We start from the raw sequence: 18,613 nt of genomic DNA, 5'->3' as shown, positions 1-18,613 counted from the left end.
TTTATAGTGGCTCTATCTCAGATGCGATCTTAACATCCAGGCCATTTTCTCATGTTCTTCCATAAGACCGGTAATGAAATCGCTGGTACCCGCATCTTTGAACTCATTGGCAAAACGATCGATACACTCCCGCATGGCAATGATAATGGTTTCATGATCGGCCAGCAGCTCGCGAATATAACCCTGGCTATCGTTCTTCTCACGCATTTGTTCGGTCAGGCGCGTGAGTTTAAGAAAATCTTTCAGGGTAGCCGGTGCATAGTGGCCAAGAATGCGAATGCGTTCTGCCACTTCGTCCATGATCTCATCCAGTTGCCCGTACTGGCTTTCGAAAAATTTATGTTTATCATGGAAATCGGGGCCTTCAACATTCCAGTGCGCATTGCGGGTTTTGGTATAGAGCAAAAATTCATCTGCCAGAATTCCGTTCAGGAGGTGCGATACACCAGTTAGATTTTCAGGTTTAATACCAATGTTAGGTTGCATATAAATACTATTTTAATAACTTAAAGTTCCAAACAATCCGTTTTTATAATCGCTCATCGCCTGCTCGATCTCCTCTGCGGTGTTCATTACATAATTGTCTTTGGCCGCAACCGGCTCATCGATCGGTTCTGCACTTAGAAACAATAGTTGCGCATCTTCCGTTGCCGATACAAAGATATCTCCTGCCGCCTTGTCAAACACCACCAGGTGATGCATTTCAACCGGCTGATCGTTTACTGTCACCTTTCCTTTGGCAACATAGAGCAATGTCCAGTAACCGGGCGTTGCATTCAATTCAATTTCCCTGCCGGCTCCTATTTCGCCGATCATTGAAACAACAGGCGTGAAATTCTGTATTGGCCCGGTTTGGCCATTATACTCCCCACTGGCCAGCCTGAACTGCACACCGTCTTCGTCAATTACCTTTGGCAACTGGCCGGCGGAAGCGGCCTGGTAAAAAGGTTTGTCGCCTTTGTTAGCCCGCGGCGCATTTATCCATAGCTGAATAAGTTCCATTACACCGCCCTGCTGAAGCAATTCCTTTGTTGGCCCTTCGCTGTGCAGGATGCCCCTGCCCGCAAACATCCACTGTACGCCACCTGCTTTTATCACTTCATCATTACCTGCATTGTCGCGGTGAAACCCTTCGCCCTGCAGCATAAACGTATACGGACTAAACCCGCGGTGCGGGTGCGGGTGAATCCTGGCCTGCTGACCGGGTTTGTAGGTGAGCGGACCGCTATGATGAATTACGATAAACGGGTTGGCAAAGCGAAAATCCATATGAGGCAGGGGTTGCCGTACGGTTTCTTCATCGGTGATCTTCTTCTCACGGGCATGAAGAATATGATCGATCTTCTTATTCATGTGCAGTATTTCTTTTGAACGAACGATTGGCGCGTTAAGTTAGCAAATAAAACAGGAGCTGCAGTTCATTAAACAGAATTCAACAACACAAGAGATGATTCGTACAACAACTGCATTACTTCTTTGGCTTCAGATAAATAAGCTGGCCTAAATGATAGCTGTTGTGATTCGTGCGGTTTATAAGAACGTTCAGTTTATTGCGGTGAGGTTCTTTGGCAAAATCTTCAGCCGATACCGCGGCATGTTTTGCAAACCATTCAGCAGGGGTTGTGGCAGCTATATGCCCTGAAAGTTTTGCGTTTATTTCTTTCCAGTATTTTCTCAATTCCTGTACCGGCGGATATTCGGCGCCTGAGCCATCGGCACTGGTAACGAACGGTTTTTCCAGTTGAGGGTATAATTTTTCACCAAAACCAAGTAGCGGCAACATACCATCTGTAACAGCTACCAGATGACCCAGCAGGTAAATTCCGGTATTTCTGTTCGGGGCAGTATTTGCGGCCAATTGTTCGTCGGAAAGTGCATCGAATAATTTTGTAAGCCGGGTGCACTGGGTATCCCAGGCATCAACCGCCATTTTAATAAACAGTTCGTTTACGGGTGTTCCGGTTGTTAAGGCAACATCACTCATAGTTGTATTTTTTAAAATTGATACAACAATAACCAACCAGGCAGCGCTTTTGTTTAACGGGGGTTAATCGATCCCCAGATCGTTCGTCAGGCTCTTTTCCGGGGCGATCTCATGCAGATCGAGCCCGGCGGTTTCGGCGACAATATGATTGATAATAACCTCCATTTCCTGCCTGCCAATGCTTTTATTGGTCATAAGGGTGCCGTAGTTATAAGCCAGTACCATTTGTGTATAAGCTTTGACAAGACCGGGTTTGAATTCGGTACGAACCGCATCGAGGATGTTCGATATAAAAACGGTTGAAATTATACCGAGGCCAGGCAGCACGTACAACCACGGGGTATAGCCATAACCATAAATTAACACCAGCGCCAGGGCAAGCGATCCGGCGATGAGGGTAATGCCAGTAACCATTAAGAACCTGCCCCATACTGCCGGCAGCGCCAGTTCAGGAACCTTTAACTGCAGTTCCTTTTTCAGCCTGAGGTACTTTAACCGCCTGTTCTTTTTCGGAAAGATGTCGTTGAGCGAGGCATCCGGTTCGATGGCCTCGCGGGGTACCTGAAATTTATTGATGAGCAGGTAGCGCAGTTTGTAAAACAATTGCTGCGATCTGCAGCGCATGCTTTGGCGGCCCTGCACATGGCGCCATACGACGTTGTGAATGTCGCCAACGGTGGTAATTTTTTCCGCTTCGTAATTGGAAATGGTAATGCCGAATGCATTTTCCACATTCACCAGAATTTCTACGGAATCGAGTCCCATAGCCTGTTTCGGTTGTTTAAGGGTCTGCTGTTATTTAAGGGTCAACCGTTTAAAGGTAAAAAAATAAAAAACTTCCTCCCGGGCCGGGACAATTTTTTTTATAATTTTAGATTACAAACTACACTTAACAACCCACCTCGTTTTGTAACAGGACCAGCTCTCGTTTTTGTCCGCCCTCCTGTAGTACGCGAAACCTGCTGTAATATTTCTGTCAGTTGCCCATGCGAACTGATAAGGCATCTTTTATTCATTAAACCAACTGCCATGCCCTCAAAGCTTACATACCGTTACCGGATGAGCAAATTGATTTGTATATGTATGTTCCTGGCTTTCTGCAGCCGGAACAAACAACCGCCCCTGCCTGCCGGCGACCCCGGCAATGGCGGCCTTTTTTTACCCGGCCGTTTTGAGGCCGTAGTAGTTGCCGACAGCATTGGCCGGGCCCGGCACCTTACCGTAAACACCAACGGTGACATATACGTTAAATTAACCTTTAACGACATTATGCATGGCCGCGGGGGCACGGTGGGCCTGCGTGACGCCGACAATGACGGCAAAGCCGACATCATAACCTATTTTGGCGATTATAAAGATGAAGGCGGCCTGCCGGCCGGCATAGCCGTTCATAATAACTATCTGTATACCGCTACTATTAAAAATATCTTCAGGAACAAACTGAAAAAAGGCCAGCTGGTGCCCGATAGTAAAACCGAGATCATGCTCACCGATGATGACGAGCACCTGCGCAAACACTGGCATACGGCCAAACCATTCGCCTTTGACAACAGGGGAAATATGTATGTGCCATTCGGGGCGCCAACCGATGCCGCGCAGGATATAAACATGGCCGGCCCTGCCGGTATCCCGGGCGGCAAAGGGCTCGACCCGGCCCCGGACCTTGAAAAATATGCCGGCATCTGGCGGTTCCGTGCCGACAAAAAAGGGCAAACCCAAAAAGATGGTCATAAATATGCCACCGGCATCCGGAGCGTACTGGCTATCGACTGGAACCCCATGGATAACAGTTTATATGTTGCCATGAACGGAATGGATAACTTTCATACCCGCTACCCCCAGGTATTTACCGCCTGGCAGGCGGCCGTGCTTCCTGCTGAACCCCTGTTAAAAGTTACCGAGCATTCCGATTTCGGTTGGCCATACGCTTATTACGATCACATGCAGGGTAAAAATGTATTACAACCCGGTTATGGCGGCGATGGAAAAATAATTGGCCGGGCGGCAAAATTCGATGTGCCGCTGATGGGTTTTCCCGGCCACTGGGCGCCGATGGACCTGCTGTTCTATACCGGCGATCAATTTCCCGAACGGTATAAACACGGCGCCTTTGTTGCCTTTCATGGTTCAACCGACCGCTCGCCCTACCCGCAGGCGGGTTATATCGTTTGTTTTGTTCCCTTTGAAAAAGGAAAACCTACAGGTAACTGGGAGGTTTTTGCCGATGGCTTTACCGGCGTTGATACCGTGTTCAATACCAGCGATGCATTGTACCGCCCCATGGGCTTGGCCCAGGGACCAGACGGGTCGTTGTATATTTCAGAATCCAATAAAGGAAAGATCTGGCGGGTGATGTACAAGGGCAACAGGAAGGCTTTCAATGCAAACGACCTGACCGCGATGGAGCAACGCAAATCGCGCACCTATATAAAAACGCCCGATGAAATAAAAGACAACCTCGGCCTGGGCGGTGAAATGAACGGACTGATATTATATAACAGCTATTGCGCCAGTTGCCACCAGCGCGACGGCAGGGGCGATAACAATCGCTATCCCCCGCTGGCGGGGTCAGACTGGCTCAACAATAAGGAACAACTGATAAAAGTGATCTTATACGGACTGCAGGGCGAGATCGTCGTAAACGGGAAAACGTACAATGGGGTTATGCCTGCGCATGGCGGGTTTCTCGATGATCATGCCATTGCGTCCATTGCCACCTGGATCAATAAAAGGTTCAATAACGACAACACGCTGATCTCCTCGGCGGCGGTTGCCAAAATAAGAAATGATTCAACGGGTAACGGCCTGTCAACCGCGAAAAACAAAACAGGCAATTGATCTCTTCTTTATCTTACATAGTATGAAGCGAGCTGTATTTATATTATTTATTATGGTACTGGCCGAATCAGTTGTACCGGCAAAGGCACAAACCTATGTGGTTAAAAAGATCCCGGAAAATGTGATGCGCTTAAACGGCAAAGGCGATAATAAGGCCTGGAACAAGGCCGCCGTGCTGTCTGATTTTAGTTTTCCATGGGAAAAAGAAAAAGCGCCGGCTACTTCCTTTTCAGCCTTGTGGGACGGGAAATGGCTGTATTGTTTATACCGGGTAAAAGATGATTCCGTGATCACGCTTGTGAAGAACAACAATAAGATAGAGGTAGGTGCATCGGACCGGGTAGAGATCTTTATGGCCCGCGATTCCGCCCTCAACCCTTACTATTGTCTTGAAATGGATGCAAAAGGCAGGGTGCTCGATTACCGGGCGTTCTTTTACCGTAAAATGGATTATGCCTGGCAATGGCCCGCGAAACAACTTGTTATTAAGACCAGCGCGGTGAAAAACGGGTATATTGTTGAGTTGGCGATCAGCATTAAATCACTCACCGGGCTTGGCCTGCTTAAGAACAGGCGCATGCTGGCCGGTCTTTTCAGGGCTGAATGTAAAAACATAAAAGAGGGGAAAGCGGGTTTACACTGGATCAGCTGGATAAAACCCGATGCGCCCCGGCCCGACTTTCACATTCCTTCGGCCTTTGGCGAGCTGGCTTTGGAGTGATACTAAATTATATTATGTAATAACTGGCCGCCGCTGCTCATATGCCGGGCGTACATGATCTTGTCGGAATACCCAATGTACACCTTTGTACCATCTTTGAGGTCGTACACATAAATATGAATACCACTTCCTATATCGCCATCGGGCACACCGAACAGGTTCACCAGATCGTCATATGTCAGATCAGCCTTCAGGTTGTAATTGAAGTATTCGATAGTTTCTTTATCAGTAGGTTCCTCACGGGTATCCTTTGAGCAGGCTGTGGTGAGCATTCCGGTTAACAATATGGCCAGGAACATCTTTCGCATATGATGGCTATGTATTGAACAGAGGTTTTGTGCTATTCAAATTTACTTAAATAATAGTGTAATCCCTACTGGTAACGGGTAGTAGCAATACTACCGCTGATATTAAAAATACCGCTTACAATTTACTCGCTTTAATTGACGCACTTATATGCAGGAGCCCCTGTTCAAAGGCCTGTTTGCCGGGCCAGCCGAAACCAATACGCATATAGGCATCGGGCATGGCAAACCAATGACCCGGGCCTACCATGGTTTTGTGATTTTTTAAAAGCGTGTCGTAAAAGCGGGGGATGTCAATGCCTTCAGGTTCCCTGAAACGGGGAAAACAAACAACGCCGCCCTGCGGCAGCACATACTCTACGCTGGTTTCCTGTTGCAGCCAGGTGGCCAGCCGCTGATAGTTCTCCATAGCTTTTTCATTGATGGCCGCAGCAAACCTTTCCTTCTGCCGGTAAAACTGAAAGGCTGCTTCTTCATCGAGCGCGGAGTTGCTGATATAGATCATTTCCTTGGCGGCCAGGAATTGTTCCATCAGCTCTTCATCCTGCGTTATAAGCCAACCCATTCTAAGGCCGGGCAGGCCAAAAGCTTTTGAGAGGGATGAAACGCTGATAACCTTTTTACTAAGGGAGGCCGCCACCGGGTAAGGTGTTTTAAAACAGGTATCGCGGTAGGTTTCATCTACCAGCAGGTAAATATCTCTTTTTTCGGCAATAGCGATCAACGCCTGTAATTCTTCCTGCGTCATCGTCATGCCGGTAGGGTTATGCGGCGTAGTGATACTAATAAGCCGGGTGGCCGGTGTAATGGCCGCTTCAATAGCCGGGATGTTCATACGCCAGCCTGTTTCCAGCTGCAGATCGATATAACCGATGGAACATCCTATAGTTACCGGCACTTCAATATTGGTGGCGTAGTTGGGGCGAATGACGATCAGGTGGCTGGCCGGCGAAAGCAATGCGGTATTTATGATGAACAGCGCACCCGCCGCCCCGTTGGTAAGCAGCACCTGGTCTTTTTGCAAACCACCTGCATCGTTCCCTATCATTTGCCTGAGCGCATTATGGCCACGGTGAGGGATGTACTCCAGTTTCAGCTCACCCAGCTGCAGGTTCAGTTCACTAAACATAAGGTCGCTTACCGAACTTTCGGCCAGGTTATGCAAAATGGTGTCGTAGCCTTTTTCCTCGGGCGACTCCTTCTCTATTGGCATTCGTTTGTACAACATGTGCAGGCGGTTTGTTCTACCGCTAAAATAGCCAAAGGAATGCTGCACCGGGTTGTTTTCTTACACCGCCGCCAGCTTTTCGGTAATGTTTTTTACCTGGTTGGTATGGCGCATGGTATGAAAAATAACAAAGGTTAAAATTTCAAGGCGGGTGGGTTTGCCGAAGATGGGCATATGAACCGTTTCGGTAAGGTTGAGCGTTTGAATGGCTTTACCAATTTCTGCGCGGCCTGCTTTAAAGGTACCGATCAGGTTTTCCTTATCGAAAGTTTCATTGGAAGGAATGATAAAATCAGGCGATGGCAGTTTGGTGCTGAAATCTAAAAAAATGTTCCGCAGGTTGTCAACCATTTCATCGGGCGGCCGGCTGGTTGGCTGCACCGGGCCGTTCAGCGCCTGTATCATGGCCTGGTCCGATTTACACAAATGCTCAATAACCTGCGCAGCCGTCCAGCTGCCGCTAAAGGGAACCTTATTGATCTCAGACTGGCTTAAAGCAGCCACCTTTTCGATAATTGCGTTGGTGGCTGCCTCAAATTCCAGTAATAATTCATTGGCTGTTTTCATCTTAAAATAATAATTGAGTTTTTGCCAGATGCCGGCCTGACCGTACGGGCAGGGCACTTACCATGGCAATCCGCCAGCCGGCGGCCCCCCGGTGTGGCTTACTGAAAATTTTGCCATGGACGTTTTATAAAATTTCAGGTTTTCAATAAACCGGTCTCTGATCTGTGCGCCTGATTATTTCTGTTGGGTGTCTACATTGATCATCCAGCTAATGCCAAACCTGTCAACGAACATTCCAAAGTAAGCGCCCCAGAAAGCATCTGCCATTGGCATTACCACATTGCCGCCGGCCGACAATCCGTTGAACAGTTTATCCGCTTCTTCTTTGGTTTCGGGATGCAGGCTGATATGCATATGATTACCCACTATAACCTTGCCCATATGTTCGGGAGAATCACTGCCCATGAGGATATTACCACCTTTTATTGGCAGGGAAATATGCATGATCTTGTTCCACTCCGACTCGGGGCCGCGGTATTCTTCGGGCATATCTTTGAACCGGCCGATCATGGTAAAGTCGCCGCCAAATACCGATTTGTAAAAATTGAATGCTTCTTCGGCGTTACCGTTGAAATTCAAGTAAGGATTCATTGCAGGCATGGTCATTTATTTTAAATGTTTGAAAATTGGAGCCCCGGGTTAGTGTATTGTTTTGCAGCAAAACGGTTGCCAGCGTTCCGCCGTCACAATTACTTAATCGAGCACCGTGCACAGAAAACCTTTTTCCGTGACGAGGGTCATTAGTTTTTCGATTCGCAGGTTGTTGCCTTCCACCCGAAGCACCTTATCGCAATCATCCATATCGATGTTGATTTTGGTGCCGGGGAAATGCCGCCGCAACAAGGCCACCAGCTTCTGCGCTTCGGTAAACTTCTGCACATTTGTTTTGAATACTTCAACCATAGAGCTTGCTTTATGTTTGTTTACGGTACCATTCCTGCCGATCACACTATCGGGGCTATTTAACTTCTTCCTGGCTAAGTTCTAACAGCCTGCCTCAATCGTATTCAAAAGTACATGCATTCGTCTTTTTCAAAAGGGTGCAAAAGCGACCAATTAAGGGGGCCTTTGCGACAACACCTTCATATCCTGATCGCCGCGTTACCGATCTGCGGCTTTTTGCCACCTGTATTATTGCGGCAATTGTTTTTTATCTTTAACGAGGGGGAAAGCTAACATAATTGTCTATAATGATATCCCGGTTGTTTCTCCCTTTGTCGTGGTAATTGCCAGTTCCGTCGGAGAAGGCAGGTAACCGGTCAAAAACATTAAATACTTTGCCAAAATGAAACACGTTTCCATACTTATTCCGCAGGGACACACCAGCCTGGTGAATATAGAAGGAACGCACCAGATCCTTTCAGAGGTGAATATTCTGCGTACGGGAATGGGTAAAGCTCCTTTGTTTGATATTCAGCTGGTTGGCCTTTCAAAAGAAACTTCACAACGCGATGGGTTGTTCACTATCAAACCCGATTGTTTATTGAAGGATGTGAGCAGGACCGACCTGATCATTATACCCGCTATTCACGGCCAGTTTATAGAGGCGGTAGAAACGAACAGGGAGTTTCTTCCCTGGATCGTTAAACAATTCAATAATGGCGCCGAAGTGGCCAGCCTTTGTATTGGCTCTTTCTTTCTGGCGGCTACCGGTTTGTTAACAGGAAAACAGTGCGCCACACACTGGCGTTTCGCCAATGAATTCAGGGCGCTGTATCCCGAAGTAAACCTGGTCGATGACAAGATCATTACCGATGATGACGGGATTTACACAAGCGGCGGTGCTTATTCCTACCTCAACCTGCTGGTGTATATGATAGAAAAATATGCCGGCCGGGATATCGCTATCCTTATCTCCAAAGCATTCAGCATAGACTTCGACCGTACTGTACAATCGCCGTTTATCATTTTCCAGGGACAAAAAGCACATGAAGACGATACGGTAAAGAAGGCACAGGAGTACATAGAGAAGAACTTCGAAGAGAAAATAACGGTTGATCAGCTGGCAGATACCTTTGCCGTTGGCCGCCGCAGCCTCGAGCGCCGGTTCAAAAAAGCTACCTGTAATACCGTTACGGAATATATACAACGGGTAAAGATCGAAGCCGCAAAGAAAGACCTCGAAACCGGCCGAAAGAATGTGCTGGAAGTTATGTACGATGTGGGATACAGCGATGTAAAGGCTTTTCGCACCATCTTCAGGAAGATAACGGGGTTGTCGCCCATCGAGTATCGTAACAAGTACAATAAGGAAATGTTAGTGCTTGATTGAATGGAAGTGAATGAGGGGTAGGATTCAGGTTAACGAGTTGACGGGTTAACGAGTTGACGGGTTCCACTTAAACCAGGCGCTCACCTATTTACATTTTCTCCCTGGCGCCGAACCCCCGGCTGGCAACTGAACAACTAAACAACTGAATAACTGAACAACAAAATAACTGAACAACTGAATAACTGAACAACTTACTAACCTGCCTACCAACCAAAATGCGTTTAACTAACACACAAACTCCCATTCCAGTCATCCCTTCAACCAGTTAACTCCTCACCCTTTCTTCCGCCCCGGTTTCCGCTTCTTCGTCTCGAGGTCATCGAGGAAATTTTCGAGGTTGTCTAAGCGTTCCGTCCAGACCTTCCGGTATTGTTCTACCCAATCAGCAACCTCTGCAAGCCGCTCCAGGCGGGCCTCGCAATAACGCTCCCTGCCGAACTGCGTAATAACTACCAGGCCGCATTCGGTAAGCATTTTGATGTGTTTGTATATAGCCGTACGGCTTACTTCGAAGTTCTCGGCCACGGCATTTACGTTCAGGGGATGCTGGGCAATCATGTTGATGATCTCCCTGCGGGTGGGGTCGGCTATAGCCTGGAATACGTCTCTTCTCATAGTTTAATTATGAAACCTTTAGGTTGCAAATATAATGCAACCCAAAGGTTGCGTTTATAATTTATGAATAAATACCCGGTCTCCATAGGGGAAATCATAAAAAAGGAGTGTTATGTTTGCAGCAGCTTACTTGCATTCACCCCGGTAGCTATAGTGAACACGGCTGTGTACAGGCGGGTTTCATAAAGATTTTAACAGCGGAATATTGTGTAATTCGTATTGTTATTTATAAATTTGATATATTCACATTGATTTGCTCTCATTATTAATTCAAACAATAGCTTCATTATTCACTTTTTAAATTTTAAAACACTATGGCAAAAACAGCTAAGAAAGCTGCTAAGAAAGCAGTAAAAAAAGCAGCTAAGAAAGCGGCTCCAAAGAAAGCAGCTAAGAAAGTAGCAAAGAAAGCGGTAAAAAAAGCGGCTAAGAAGAAGTCTGTAAGAAAACCTAATGCTGCATTCATGGCTCCTCTTACTGCCAGCCCTGTTTTAGCTGAGGTTATAGGTAATAAACCTTTACCAAGAACAGAGATCGTTAAGAAGATCTGGGATTATATCAGAAAGAATAATCTGCAAGACAAAAAGAACAGAAGAATGATCAACGCCGATACAAAACTGAAACCATTGTTCGGTAAAGATCAGATCTCAATGTTTGATCTGGCAAAAATCGTTTCCAAACACGTGAAGTAATTCGTGTTATGCGAATTGAAGGAATCGGATCTTTTACGGGTATACAGTGGGTTTCATACTGTAAAAGACAGGGTTAGTAAGTACTTTTTTTCAAATAGTTTCTCGTTCATTCCTTTAGCCGTTCACGGCCCAATTATGTGGAGCTGGGCCTGCTTTACTTCTCGAAGGGAATCATTAAGAATCTGATCACCATTGAAACATACGATTGCTTTCCCGTTAGTTTCTGATTTGACTTCCAGGGCCGCAACGTATGAAATCGCCTTCCATATACGTTTATAACGTAATATTGCGGGGTTTGCGGGTATAACTGGCAGTTAAACTTAAACTACAAGAGAGAATACACCAGTCATATTCATAGACCCCATTTTTATTGTAGCGTATCTACCCCTATTGAAGAGCCATTTTTAATTTATGCAAAAATTCACTTGTTTCCTTGTTCTGTTGTGTATCTGGGGATGTAGGGAATCGAACAAACAATCAAACACAAACCGTACAAAAGATTCCATTCACAAAGAGATGCAGGATGCCGCCAGCGACCTGGCCGGTAACTTCAGCGATCAACGCTCCATGCGTTTCTCCTCTTCCCGCATTGAATCATTCTTTGCCAAATACGACTCGTTACGCAGCTTTCAAACCGACCTGAACACCTTCTATACCACCCGCAGCTACGCCTTTGCCTGGTATACCGAGAACGGCCTTACCGAACAGGCCAGTAACCTGTACGCCCGGCTCGAGAACCTGCCCGAAGAAGGCCTCAATATCGTGCTGCCCTATAAACGCCAGCTCGACAGCCTGTTCAACATTACGCTGCCTCAAAGCACCGATCAGAAAAGCGAAACGGAACTGCTGTTAACTTCCATGTACTTCTTCTTTGCGCAGAAAGTGTGGGGCGGACTGGAAGAGAGCGCCACACAAAAGGTCGACTGGCATATGCCGCGTAAAAAACTTAGCTATAGCGCCCTGCTCGATTCAATGATGCAACCGGGCAAAGTATCAACCGCTCAGGAACCGGTTTACCGCCAGTATAACTTACTGAAAGAATACCTTAAAAAATATAAAGCCCTGCCGGCCGATAAGGTCACCGTCTTCCTGCCCAATAAAAAACCCATTCGCCCGGGCGATACCTTGGCCATGGTTACCAGTTTACGGAAGAAGTTATTCCTGCTGGGCGACCTTCCCCGTGCCGGCGACACTTCCTCACCCATCTACGACAGCAGCCTGTTGACCGCCGTTAAGCGTTTTCAAAAAAGACATGGCATGAAGGAAGACGGCATTGCCGGCGGTAGTATGATCCGTGAGCTGAACGTTCCGGTACAAAAGCGGATCGAAAAAATAATCGTGAACATGGAAAGGAACCGCTGGCTGCCTACCGATGTTAGAGGCCGGTACCTTGCAGTTAACATCCCCGAGTTTGTATTGCATGCGTATAACGACGATTCGCTTTTATGGAACATGAATGTGGTAGTAGGTAAGGATGTAAACAAAACAGTGATCTTCGCCGGCTCCATCAGCCAGGTAGTGTTCAGTCCACACTGGAACGTGCCGCCGGGCATTCTGAAAAAAGAGGTGTTGCCGGGCATGGCCAAGAACCCCAATTATCTCGAAACACATCATATGGAAAAGTATGGTGACGGCGTGCGGCAGAAACCCGGCCCCTGGAACAGCCTCGGCGCCGTGAAGTTCCTGTTCCCCAATAGCCATAATATCTATTTACACGATACCCCTTCAAAAAGCCTTTTTAAGGAAGACAAACGGGCCTTCAGCCATGGGTGCATTCGCGTGGCCGACCCGAAATTCCTCGCCATGTATCTGCTGCGCAATGACTCAACCTGGACGGAAGAGCGCATCGTAAAAGCAATGGCCAGCGGAAGGGAACAATATGTTGCGATTAGGAACCCCATGCCGGTATACATTACTTATTTTACTGCCTGGGTCGACAGACAGGGAGACCTTAACTTCAGGGATGATATTTATAAAAGGGATGCCCAGCTTTCAGGCCTGCTGATAAAGCATTAAACGGGCAGGAACGAAACAAAAAAGGGTGAACGGGAAATCTCCATTCACCCTTTTTTATGTAAATATGCGTTCAATAGCAGCTTTAGGAAAGGAAAGCAAAAAGCCCGGGCATCAGCCCGCAGCCCCCTGTTTCAAATAATTGATAACGGTATCGATATCATGCTGCAGGTATTTTTCAGTATACCGTTCAATAACATGACCATAAAAGCCAAGCGCAACCGGCCGGTACCCGGCAACCGCAGCGCCTTTATTCACAACGCTGCCGGTGGTGGTAATGGCAACATTCAATACCCACATAAAAGCACTGAACTGTTCCCATTTTTGCTGGTATACCGTTCCGCAATGCGCACAGCGGAACTGATCATTGCCCTGGTCATGTAATTTCTGTACGAATACCGAAAACAGTATTTCCTGGTCAACAAACCCCACCGGGTGGTTCCATTGAATATAATCCCTGAACCGTTCGTATTCGCAGGGGCAGCCATCGCGGTACATTTCATCGATCATTTGTGCGGCAGCATCTGCAAACCGTTTTTTCTGCCGGTTAAATTCGTTCAGGCGATCGAGGTTATTATTCCATTCAACCCCACCCCCAATGGTGAGCTCGCCTTCTTTGTATTCTTCACCTTCCTGTACCTGTACGGTTACCCTGTTGCGGTAAACCGGGCCAATGGAAATATACATTTGCGGAACCACTATGTTGCCGCCCTTATCGATCAGTCCCCAGGTTTTCAGATCACCGAATTTTGCGTACCCCTTTTCAAAATTTGTAAGGGCCGGAAACCGGTAGCCGATCACCAGGTTGCCCCATTCGTCAATAGCGCCATGGAGGTCTTTTTCATTTCTCACGATGGCCATGCCATCGGCAAACTCATCGGCATAATGATATCGCGGTGTAATAACTTCTTCCCCGGCCGTGTTTATAAAGCCCCATTTGCCGTTGCGCATCACCCGCGCCAGTCCCTGGGTGAAATTGCCATACGACTCGTATTCGTTACTGAACGGCAACACCACATTTCCTGTTTTATCGAAGTAGGCCGTGTATCCGCCTTCGGTGACCGTGAACAGATCACCGGAAGGAATGGCCACAAAATCATATACGGCGGGAATGATAATTTGCCCGTCGGCAGTTTTGATGCCCATTTTTGCGCCTTCGTAAAACTGGAAAAATTCGGTAGTGTCCATAAATAAATGTTTAATTCGGGATATTCTGATTCGTTTTCGGATTGCCGGGGTGAAACGTGAAACGTGAAAGGGCTCGCTAATTTCACAGATTCACTTACGAACTTGCGCCGCCCGAATTTATTGCTGTTTGACGACGTAGGCCGCGCTGAGGTTTGCCGTTTCACGATTGCCGATTGACGCCGAACGCCGCGCTGAGGTTTGCCGTTTCACGTTTCACGTTTGCCGTTTCACGCTTTAAAACCATCTGAAATACGGCCGCCTGGTAAACGGCGAAAAATGCCAGGGAACAGACGCAAAGATGATGACCAGTGCAATGGTAAACCAGATGGCCATGATCCTGAAACGCTGCCGGTCGGTGGTTTGCCTTTTTGCTTTGGCCGAGCCAATGGTGATGAGTACTATCGCAATCAGCATCATGGTAATATGCTCCATGCCAAAGAACCTGATCTCGCGTTCATGCACCGCCCTTTTAAAATAGCTCATAAAATACCGCACTACCGGACTGATACAATATAAAACAATACCCAATACCATTTGAAGATGCGAGATATTGACCGTGGCGCTCCTGATGGCATCATCGGTTCGGGTATACTTTTCATTACCGAGCCAGCCTTTGTATGCCCTGCAGATGGCAACAAGCAAACTTATTAAAACCAGCCAGCGCACCAGTGAGTGGATAGTTAACAGTACAGAATACATTTTTATAATTCGTTTTTTGTCATACCCATTATGACAATGTTCAGCAGGATGCGGTTAATTACGCCTAAAAGTAAGCATTACCGTTTTTTTTACCATCGCGATCATTTTTTAAACCTTCCACGCACACCAAATCGATAAATTTGTACCAGTGCGGGTGGGTCGCTCTTCAGCAGCGGCCCGCTCTGTCAATTCAACTAAATAGTATGCAATGGTCAGGAATTGTTTTGCCGGCAAATGGCACGTATGGGGTGCTGCTATAACTTCGCTTTTCATTTCAATGGGCGCGTATAGCCAGGCCCGGCCGGTAAATGGCATCACCAACCAACCCGACGCTTCCTATACTACCTGGAGCGCCTATAACAGCACCCGTAAATCACACCCTGATATCAAAATCGTTCCCGGGCTGAACTCGAAGAAAGTAGCCGAAAAAAGAAACATCACCTATTGCACCCTGGGCGAGCGATCGTTGCAGCTCGATGCTTTTTACCCCGCCGGTAAAACGAAAACGAAACGAACCGCCATTGTCATCATTCATGGCGGCGGCTGGCGTTCAGGCAACCGTACCCAGCATCATCCGCTTGCACAGCACCTGGCAGCGCGGGGTTATGTTTGTTTTACCCCCGCGTACAGGTTATCGACCGAAGCATTATACCCGGCAGCCATATACGATCTGAAATCAGTATTGCGGTGGGTAGTACAACATGCGGCCGGATACCACATCGATACCGCTAAAATTTCCGTACTGGGTTTTTCCGCGGGCGGACAACTGGCGGCCTTCTTAGGCACCACCACCGGCGTTCCTGAATTCGAAGGAGCAACCTGTAATGGTAACCAGCCTGCCCCGGTGCATGCAGTAGTAGATATTGATGGCACCCTGTCGTTTACCCACCGCGAAACCGGCGAAGGGGATGACAGCAAAAGAATATCAGCCGGTACTTATTGGTTTGGGTATTCGAAAAAAGACAGTATTGCGTTATGGGAAGAAGCTTCGCCCCTTGCACATGCCGGCCCCCATACTGCACCCACCCTGTTCATCAACAGCACCGTAGCCCGCATGCATGCCGGCCGCGACGATTATATTAAAATACTCGGTCGGCACGGGATCTATTCCGAGGTAAAAACCTTTGAGAACGCACCTCACTCCTTTTGCCTGTTCGATCCCTGGTTTCAGCCCACGGTCAACTATATCGACGAATTCTTAAAAAGAGCTTTAAATAAATTATGAAACTACCTGTAATTCTCTTTCTGCTTGCCTTTGCGGGCGTTACCCATGCTCAGGCGCAAACCGCCAATCCGAAACAATATAAATACGTTTTTACCGTAGCCAAAGACGGAACAGGCGAATACAAATACATCCAGGACGCCATCGACGCCATGCGGGTATATCCTTTGGCGCCCATAACGCTGTATATCAAAAACGGGGTGTACAATGAAAAGATAGAACTACCGGCCACCAACACCGATGTGACCTTTATCGGCGAAAGCGTTGACAAAACCATTATCGTATTCAATGACTATTCCGGCCGCGGCAAACTGACCACGTTCACCTCCTATACCGCAAAGATCTCAGGCAACCGGTTCAGGGCGGAAAATATCACTTTCTCCAATTCGGCCGGTGCGGTTGGACAGGCAGTTGCGCTGCATGTTGATGCCGATAACGCAAGTTTTGTGAACTGTCGTTTCCTTGGCCACCAGGACACCATTTTTACCGGTGGCGAATCAGCCCGGCAATTATTTGTCAACTGCTATATTGAAGGAACAACCGATTTTATTTTTGGTCCCGCAACAGCTGTTTTCCAGAACTGCGAAATACACAGCAAAACCAATTCTTACATTACAGCCGCCAGTACAACGCAAGGCAAGAAATTCGGGTATGTTTTCCTCGATTGTAAGCTAACGGCAGACAGCGCCGTAAATAAAGTATACCTGGGAAGACCCTGGCGCAGCAATGCAAAAACCGTATTTCTGCGTTGTACCATGGGCAAACACATTACCCCTGAAGGATGGAATAACTGGGGCAACCCGGCAAACGAACAAACCACCCTGTATGGTGAATATAAGAACAGCGGCCCCGGCGCTAGTCTCAGCAACCGCGTAAAATGGAGCCATCAGTTAACCGATAAAGAAGCGGCCAGCTACACCCTGGCAACGATATTCAACAATGAAGGCGCTTCCTTACCGGTAAATCCAACATGGTATACCAGTCAAACTACAAGCACATTTCAATGGCCGGCGAAGTAAAGCAACGGTAAGCAATGCCCTATAACCGAAAAAAATGTGTATAAACTGGGGCGCTGGTTCCCCAGTTTACAAATCGGTTTCTACAGTCAAAAGATGTTAATACGGGTTAACACTTAATAAGAAAAATAAATAAAACACTTACCCTCAAAAGTATACGTAAAAAAATTTGGCGGGTGCGCCGACCGTTTTTTTACTGAGCACAGCTTCAGGTAATTATCTACGTAACGGTATACAAATTGTAATATGTTACAAAACTATTGTGGACCCCGAGAATTAGTGAGCATGAAAGAAAGTACATCTGATTATCTTATGATCCTGCACAGGCAATACATGGCTGAGGTTGGAAAGTTCCTGAAGGCGTTAAAGGATAACGCCCCGAGAAATGAGCTTATCCTCATCAGAACCAATGTGAAAAAGCTGCTGGCAGAGATCAGACGATTCCCGAATTCGGGCAGCCAGAATGAAATAAAACCGCAATAAAGCGGCGCCTGCTGAATTTTACACCCTGTTCATTTGCGTTACAGGCAAACCCACGTCGCTAAGTGGTTCTATTTACCCGACTCCCGGTAATTATTCATTCCTGTTTCTAATATTGAAAAACCATAGATCATCCTTCTGCCCCGGTTGTTTTTATACCAGACACCGTGATTTTCCCGTCAATTGAGCTTTCCGGTATAAACCGGCCGGCAGCTGGCCTTATTTTTTTATTGTTGAACCCGGTTTGTAATTCTTTAAGCTAATTGGGAACCGATGGGTTATAAAATACCGGAAAGTGAATGTTCCGGGTGCTGGTAAAATTCACCTGCCGCAGGATGAATTGAGGCGATTATAAACCCGTAATAATTTAATTAAGGATCTATGAAAAATCAATCGACAATTGCTGTGGTAGACGATCATGCTTTATTGCGTAAAGCAGTAAATTACCGGTTAACCGGCATGGGCTATAAAGTTGTAATAGAAGCTGAGAATGGAAAACAATTTCTCGACAAGCTTGAAGATGCCCCCTCCCCCGATCTTTGTTTGCTCGATATAAATATGCCCGAAATGAATGGGTTTGAAACGGCTGTTCAGCTTAAGAAAAAATGGCCGGCCATGAAGATCCTGTTCTTCTCCATGCAAAATGGAAGCACCTATATGAAAAAGGCAAAAGAAGTGGGCGCCGATGGTTATCTGTGTAAAGATGCGTCTTCTGAAGAATTCAATAAAATATTGTACACGCTGTTACCACCTGCAGTTTAGTATTGCTATTT

General features: G+C 47.0%; 21 protein-coding genes. 9 read left to right on the top strand and 12 right to left on the bottom strand.

Going from position 1 to position 18,613, the window contains the following annotated elements; translation table 11 throughout:
* Nucleotides 1–12 precede the first annotated feature (12 nt).
* The 4 genes from A4R26_RS17330 to A4R26_RS17315 form a co-directional block, all read right to left on the bottom strand.
* The gene (locus A4R26_RS17330; protein ID WP_081165558.1) at nucleotides 13–486 is read right to left on the bottom strand and encodes a Dps family protein; all 474 of its coding nucleotides are present in this window, start codon (nucleotides 484–486) and stop codon (nucleotides 13–15) included.
* Nucleotides 487–498: 12 nt separating this feature from the next.
* Nucleotides 499–1,353 (bottom strand): pirin family protein, encoded by an 855-nt coding sequence (locus tag A4R26_RS17325; RefSeq protein ID WP_081165556.1) that lies wholly within the window; start codon nucleotides 1,351–1,353, stop codon nucleotides 499–501.
* Nucleotides 1,354–1,468: 115 nt separating this feature from the next.
* Complete coding sequence (locus A4R26_RS17320; RefSeq protein WP_081165554.1) at nucleotides 1,469–1,984, bottom strand: DinB family protein; 516 nt, start codon at nucleotides 1,982–1,984, stop codon at nucleotides 1,469–1,471.
* Nucleotides 1,985–2,047: 63 nt separating this feature from the next.
* Entirely contained in the window at nucleotides 2,048–2,749 is a 702-nt protein-coding gene (locus A4R26_RS17315) for an acyl carrier protein (RefSeq protein WP_081165552.1), read from the bottom strand.
* Between the two features lie 264 nt (nucleotides 2,750–3,013).
* Here A4R26_RS17315 and A4R26_RS17310 point away from each other — a divergent pair, with 264 nt between their 5' ends.
* Nucleotides 3,014–4,822: a PQQ-dependent sugar dehydrogenase gene (locus A4R26_RS17310; RefSeq protein ID WP_081165550.1), complete on the top strand. Its 1,809-nt coding sequence runs from the start codon at nucleotides 3,014–3,016 to the stop codon at nucleotides 4,820–4,822.
* Between the two features lie 22 nt (nucleotides 4,823–4,844).
* Complete coding sequence (locus A4R26_RS17305) at nucleotides 4,845–5,543, top strand: carbohydrate-binding family 9-like protein (RefSeq protein ID WP_165760315.1); 699 nt, start codon at nucleotides 4,845–4,847, stop codon at nucleotides 5,541–5,543.
* A 2-nt stretch (nucleotides 5,544–5,545) separates the two neighbouring features.
* Here A4R26_RS17305 and A4R26_RS17300 read toward each other — a convergent pair whose 3' ends face one another.
* From A4R26_RS17300 to A4R26_RS17280, 5 genes are all read right to left on the bottom strand, one after another.
* A complete protein-coding gene (locus A4R26_RS17300) occupies nucleotides 5,546–5,851 on the bottom strand; it encodes a hypothetical protein (protein ID WP_133054718.1) in 306 nt (101 codons plus the stop codon).
* A gap of 115 nt (nucleotides 5,852–5,966) precedes the next feature.
* The gene (locus tag A4R26_RS17295; protein ID WP_081165544.1) at nucleotides 5,967–7,076 is read right to left on the bottom strand and encodes a pyridoxal phosphate-dependent aminotransferase; all 1,110 of its coding nucleotides are present in this window, start codon (nucleotides 7,074–7,076) and stop codon (nucleotides 5,967–5,969) included.
* Nucleotides 7,077–7,136: 60 nt separating this feature from the next.
* Nucleotides 7,137–7,643, bottom strand: coding sequence for a DinB family protein (locus A4R26_RS17290; RefSeq protein WP_081165542.1), 507 nt, complete (start codon nucleotides 7,641–7,643; stop codon nucleotides 7,137–7,139).
* 174 nt (nucleotides 7,644–7,817) lie between these two features.
* Nucleotides 7,818–8,243 carry a VOC family protein gene (locus A4R26_RS17285; RefSeq protein ID WP_081166306.1) on the bottom strand — a complete coding sequence of 142 codons (426 nt, stop codon included), beginning with the start codon at nucleotides 8,241–8,243 and terminating at the stop codon, nucleotides 7,818–7,820.
* A 93-nt stretch (nucleotides 8,244–8,336) separates the two neighbouring features.
* The gene (locus A4R26_RS17280; protein WP_081166304.1) at nucleotides 8,337–8,546 is read right to left on the bottom strand and encodes a hypothetical protein; all 210 of its coding nucleotides are present in this window, start codon (nucleotides 8,544–8,546) and stop codon (nucleotides 8,337–8,339) included.
* Between the two features lie 382 nt (nucleotides 8,547–8,928).
* On the opposite strand from A4R26_RS17280, the gene A4R26_RS17275 reads away from it, so the two are divergent.
* Entirely contained in the window at nucleotides 8,929–9,915 is a 987-nt protein-coding gene (locus A4R26_RS17275; protein WP_081165540.1) for a GlxA family transcriptional regulator, read from the top strand.
* A gap of 273 nt (nucleotides 9,916–10,188) precedes the next feature.
* Here A4R26_RS17275 and A4R26_RS17270 read toward each other — a convergent pair whose 3' ends face one another.
* A complete protein-coding gene (locus A4R26_RS17270; protein ID WP_081165538.1) occupies nucleotides 10,189–10,530 on the bottom strand; it encodes an ArsR/SmtB family transcription factor in 342 nt (113 codons plus the stop codon).
* Nucleotides 10,531–10,844: 314 nt separating this feature from the next.
* Here A4R26_RS17270 and A4R26_RS17265 point away from each other — a divergent pair, with 314 nt between their 5' ends.
* Both A4R26_RS17265 and A4R26_RS17260 read left to right on the top strand, forming a co-directional pair.
* A complete protein-coding gene (locus tag A4R26_RS17265; RefSeq protein ID WP_081165536.1) occupies nucleotides 10,845–11,222 on the top strand; it encodes an SWIB/MDM2 domain-containing protein in 378 nt (125 codons plus the stop codon).
* Nucleotides 11,223–11,633: 411 nt separating this feature from the next.
* The gene (locus A4R26_RS17260) at nucleotides 11,634–13,238 is read left to right on the top strand and encodes a L,D-transpeptidase family protein (protein WP_081165534.1); all 1,605 of its coding nucleotides are present in this window, start codon (nucleotides 11,634–11,636) and stop codon (nucleotides 13,236–13,238) included.
* A gap of 111 nt (nucleotides 13,239–13,349) precedes the next feature.
* Here A4R26_RS17260 and A4R26_RS17255 read toward each other — a convergent pair whose 3' ends face one another.
* Together A4R26_RS17255 and A4R26_RS17250 are read right to left on the bottom strand one after the other, a co-directional pair.
* Complete coding sequence (locus A4R26_RS17255) at nucleotides 13,350–14,423, bottom strand: WG repeat-containing protein (RefSeq protein WP_081165532.1); 1,074 nt, start codon at nucleotides 14,421–14,423, stop codon at nucleotides 13,350–13,352.
* A gap of 234 nt (nucleotides 14,424–14,657) precedes the next feature.
* Nucleotides 14,658–15,122 (bottom strand): hypothetical protein, encoded by a 465-nt coding sequence (locus tag A4R26_RS17250; protein ID WP_081165530.1) that lies wholly within the window; start codon nucleotides 15,120–15,122, stop codon nucleotides 14,658–14,660.
* Nucleotides 15,123–15,330: 208 nt separating this feature from the next.
* Here A4R26_RS17250 and A4R26_RS17245 point away from each other — a divergent pair, with 208 nt between their 5' ends.
* From A4R26_RS17245 to A4R26_RS17230, 4 genes are all read left to right on the top strand, one after another.
* Complete coding sequence (locus tag A4R26_RS17245; RefSeq protein ID WP_207625777.1) at nucleotides 15,331–16,347, top strand: alpha/beta hydrolase; 1,017 nt, start codon at nucleotides 15,331–15,333, stop codon at nucleotides 16,345–16,347.
* The gene (locus A4R26_RS17240) at nucleotides 16,344–17,363 is read left to right on the top strand and encodes a pectinesterase family protein (RefSeq protein ID WP_081165528.1); all 1,020 of its coding nucleotides are present in this window, start codon (nucleotides 16,344–16,346) and stop codon (nucleotides 17,361–17,363) included. The genes A4R26_RS17245 and A4R26_RS17240 overlap by 4 nt, the downstream gene beginning before the upstream one ends.
* Nucleotides 17,364–17,645: 282 nt before the next feature.
* Complete coding sequence (locus tag A4R26_RS17235; RefSeq protein ID WP_081165526.1) at nucleotides 17,646–17,843, top strand: hypothetical protein; 198 nt, start codon at nucleotides 17,646–17,648, stop codon at nucleotides 17,841–17,843.
* Nucleotides 17,844–18,221: 378 nt separating this feature from the next.
* Entirely contained in the window at nucleotides 18,222–18,602 is a 381-nt protein-coding gene (locus tag A4R26_RS17230; protein ID WP_081165524.1) for a response regulator, read from the top strand.
* Nucleotides 18,603–18,613 lie beyond the last annotated feature (11 nt).

The organism is Niastella populi (assembly GCF_002078015.1).
Lineage (GTDB): Bacteria > Bacteroidota > Bacteroidia > Chitinophagales > Chitinophagaceae > Niastella > Niastella populi.
The sequence above is the reverse complement of the archived record's forward strand: the minus strand, read 5'-3'. Positions and strand labels throughout refer to the sequence as shown.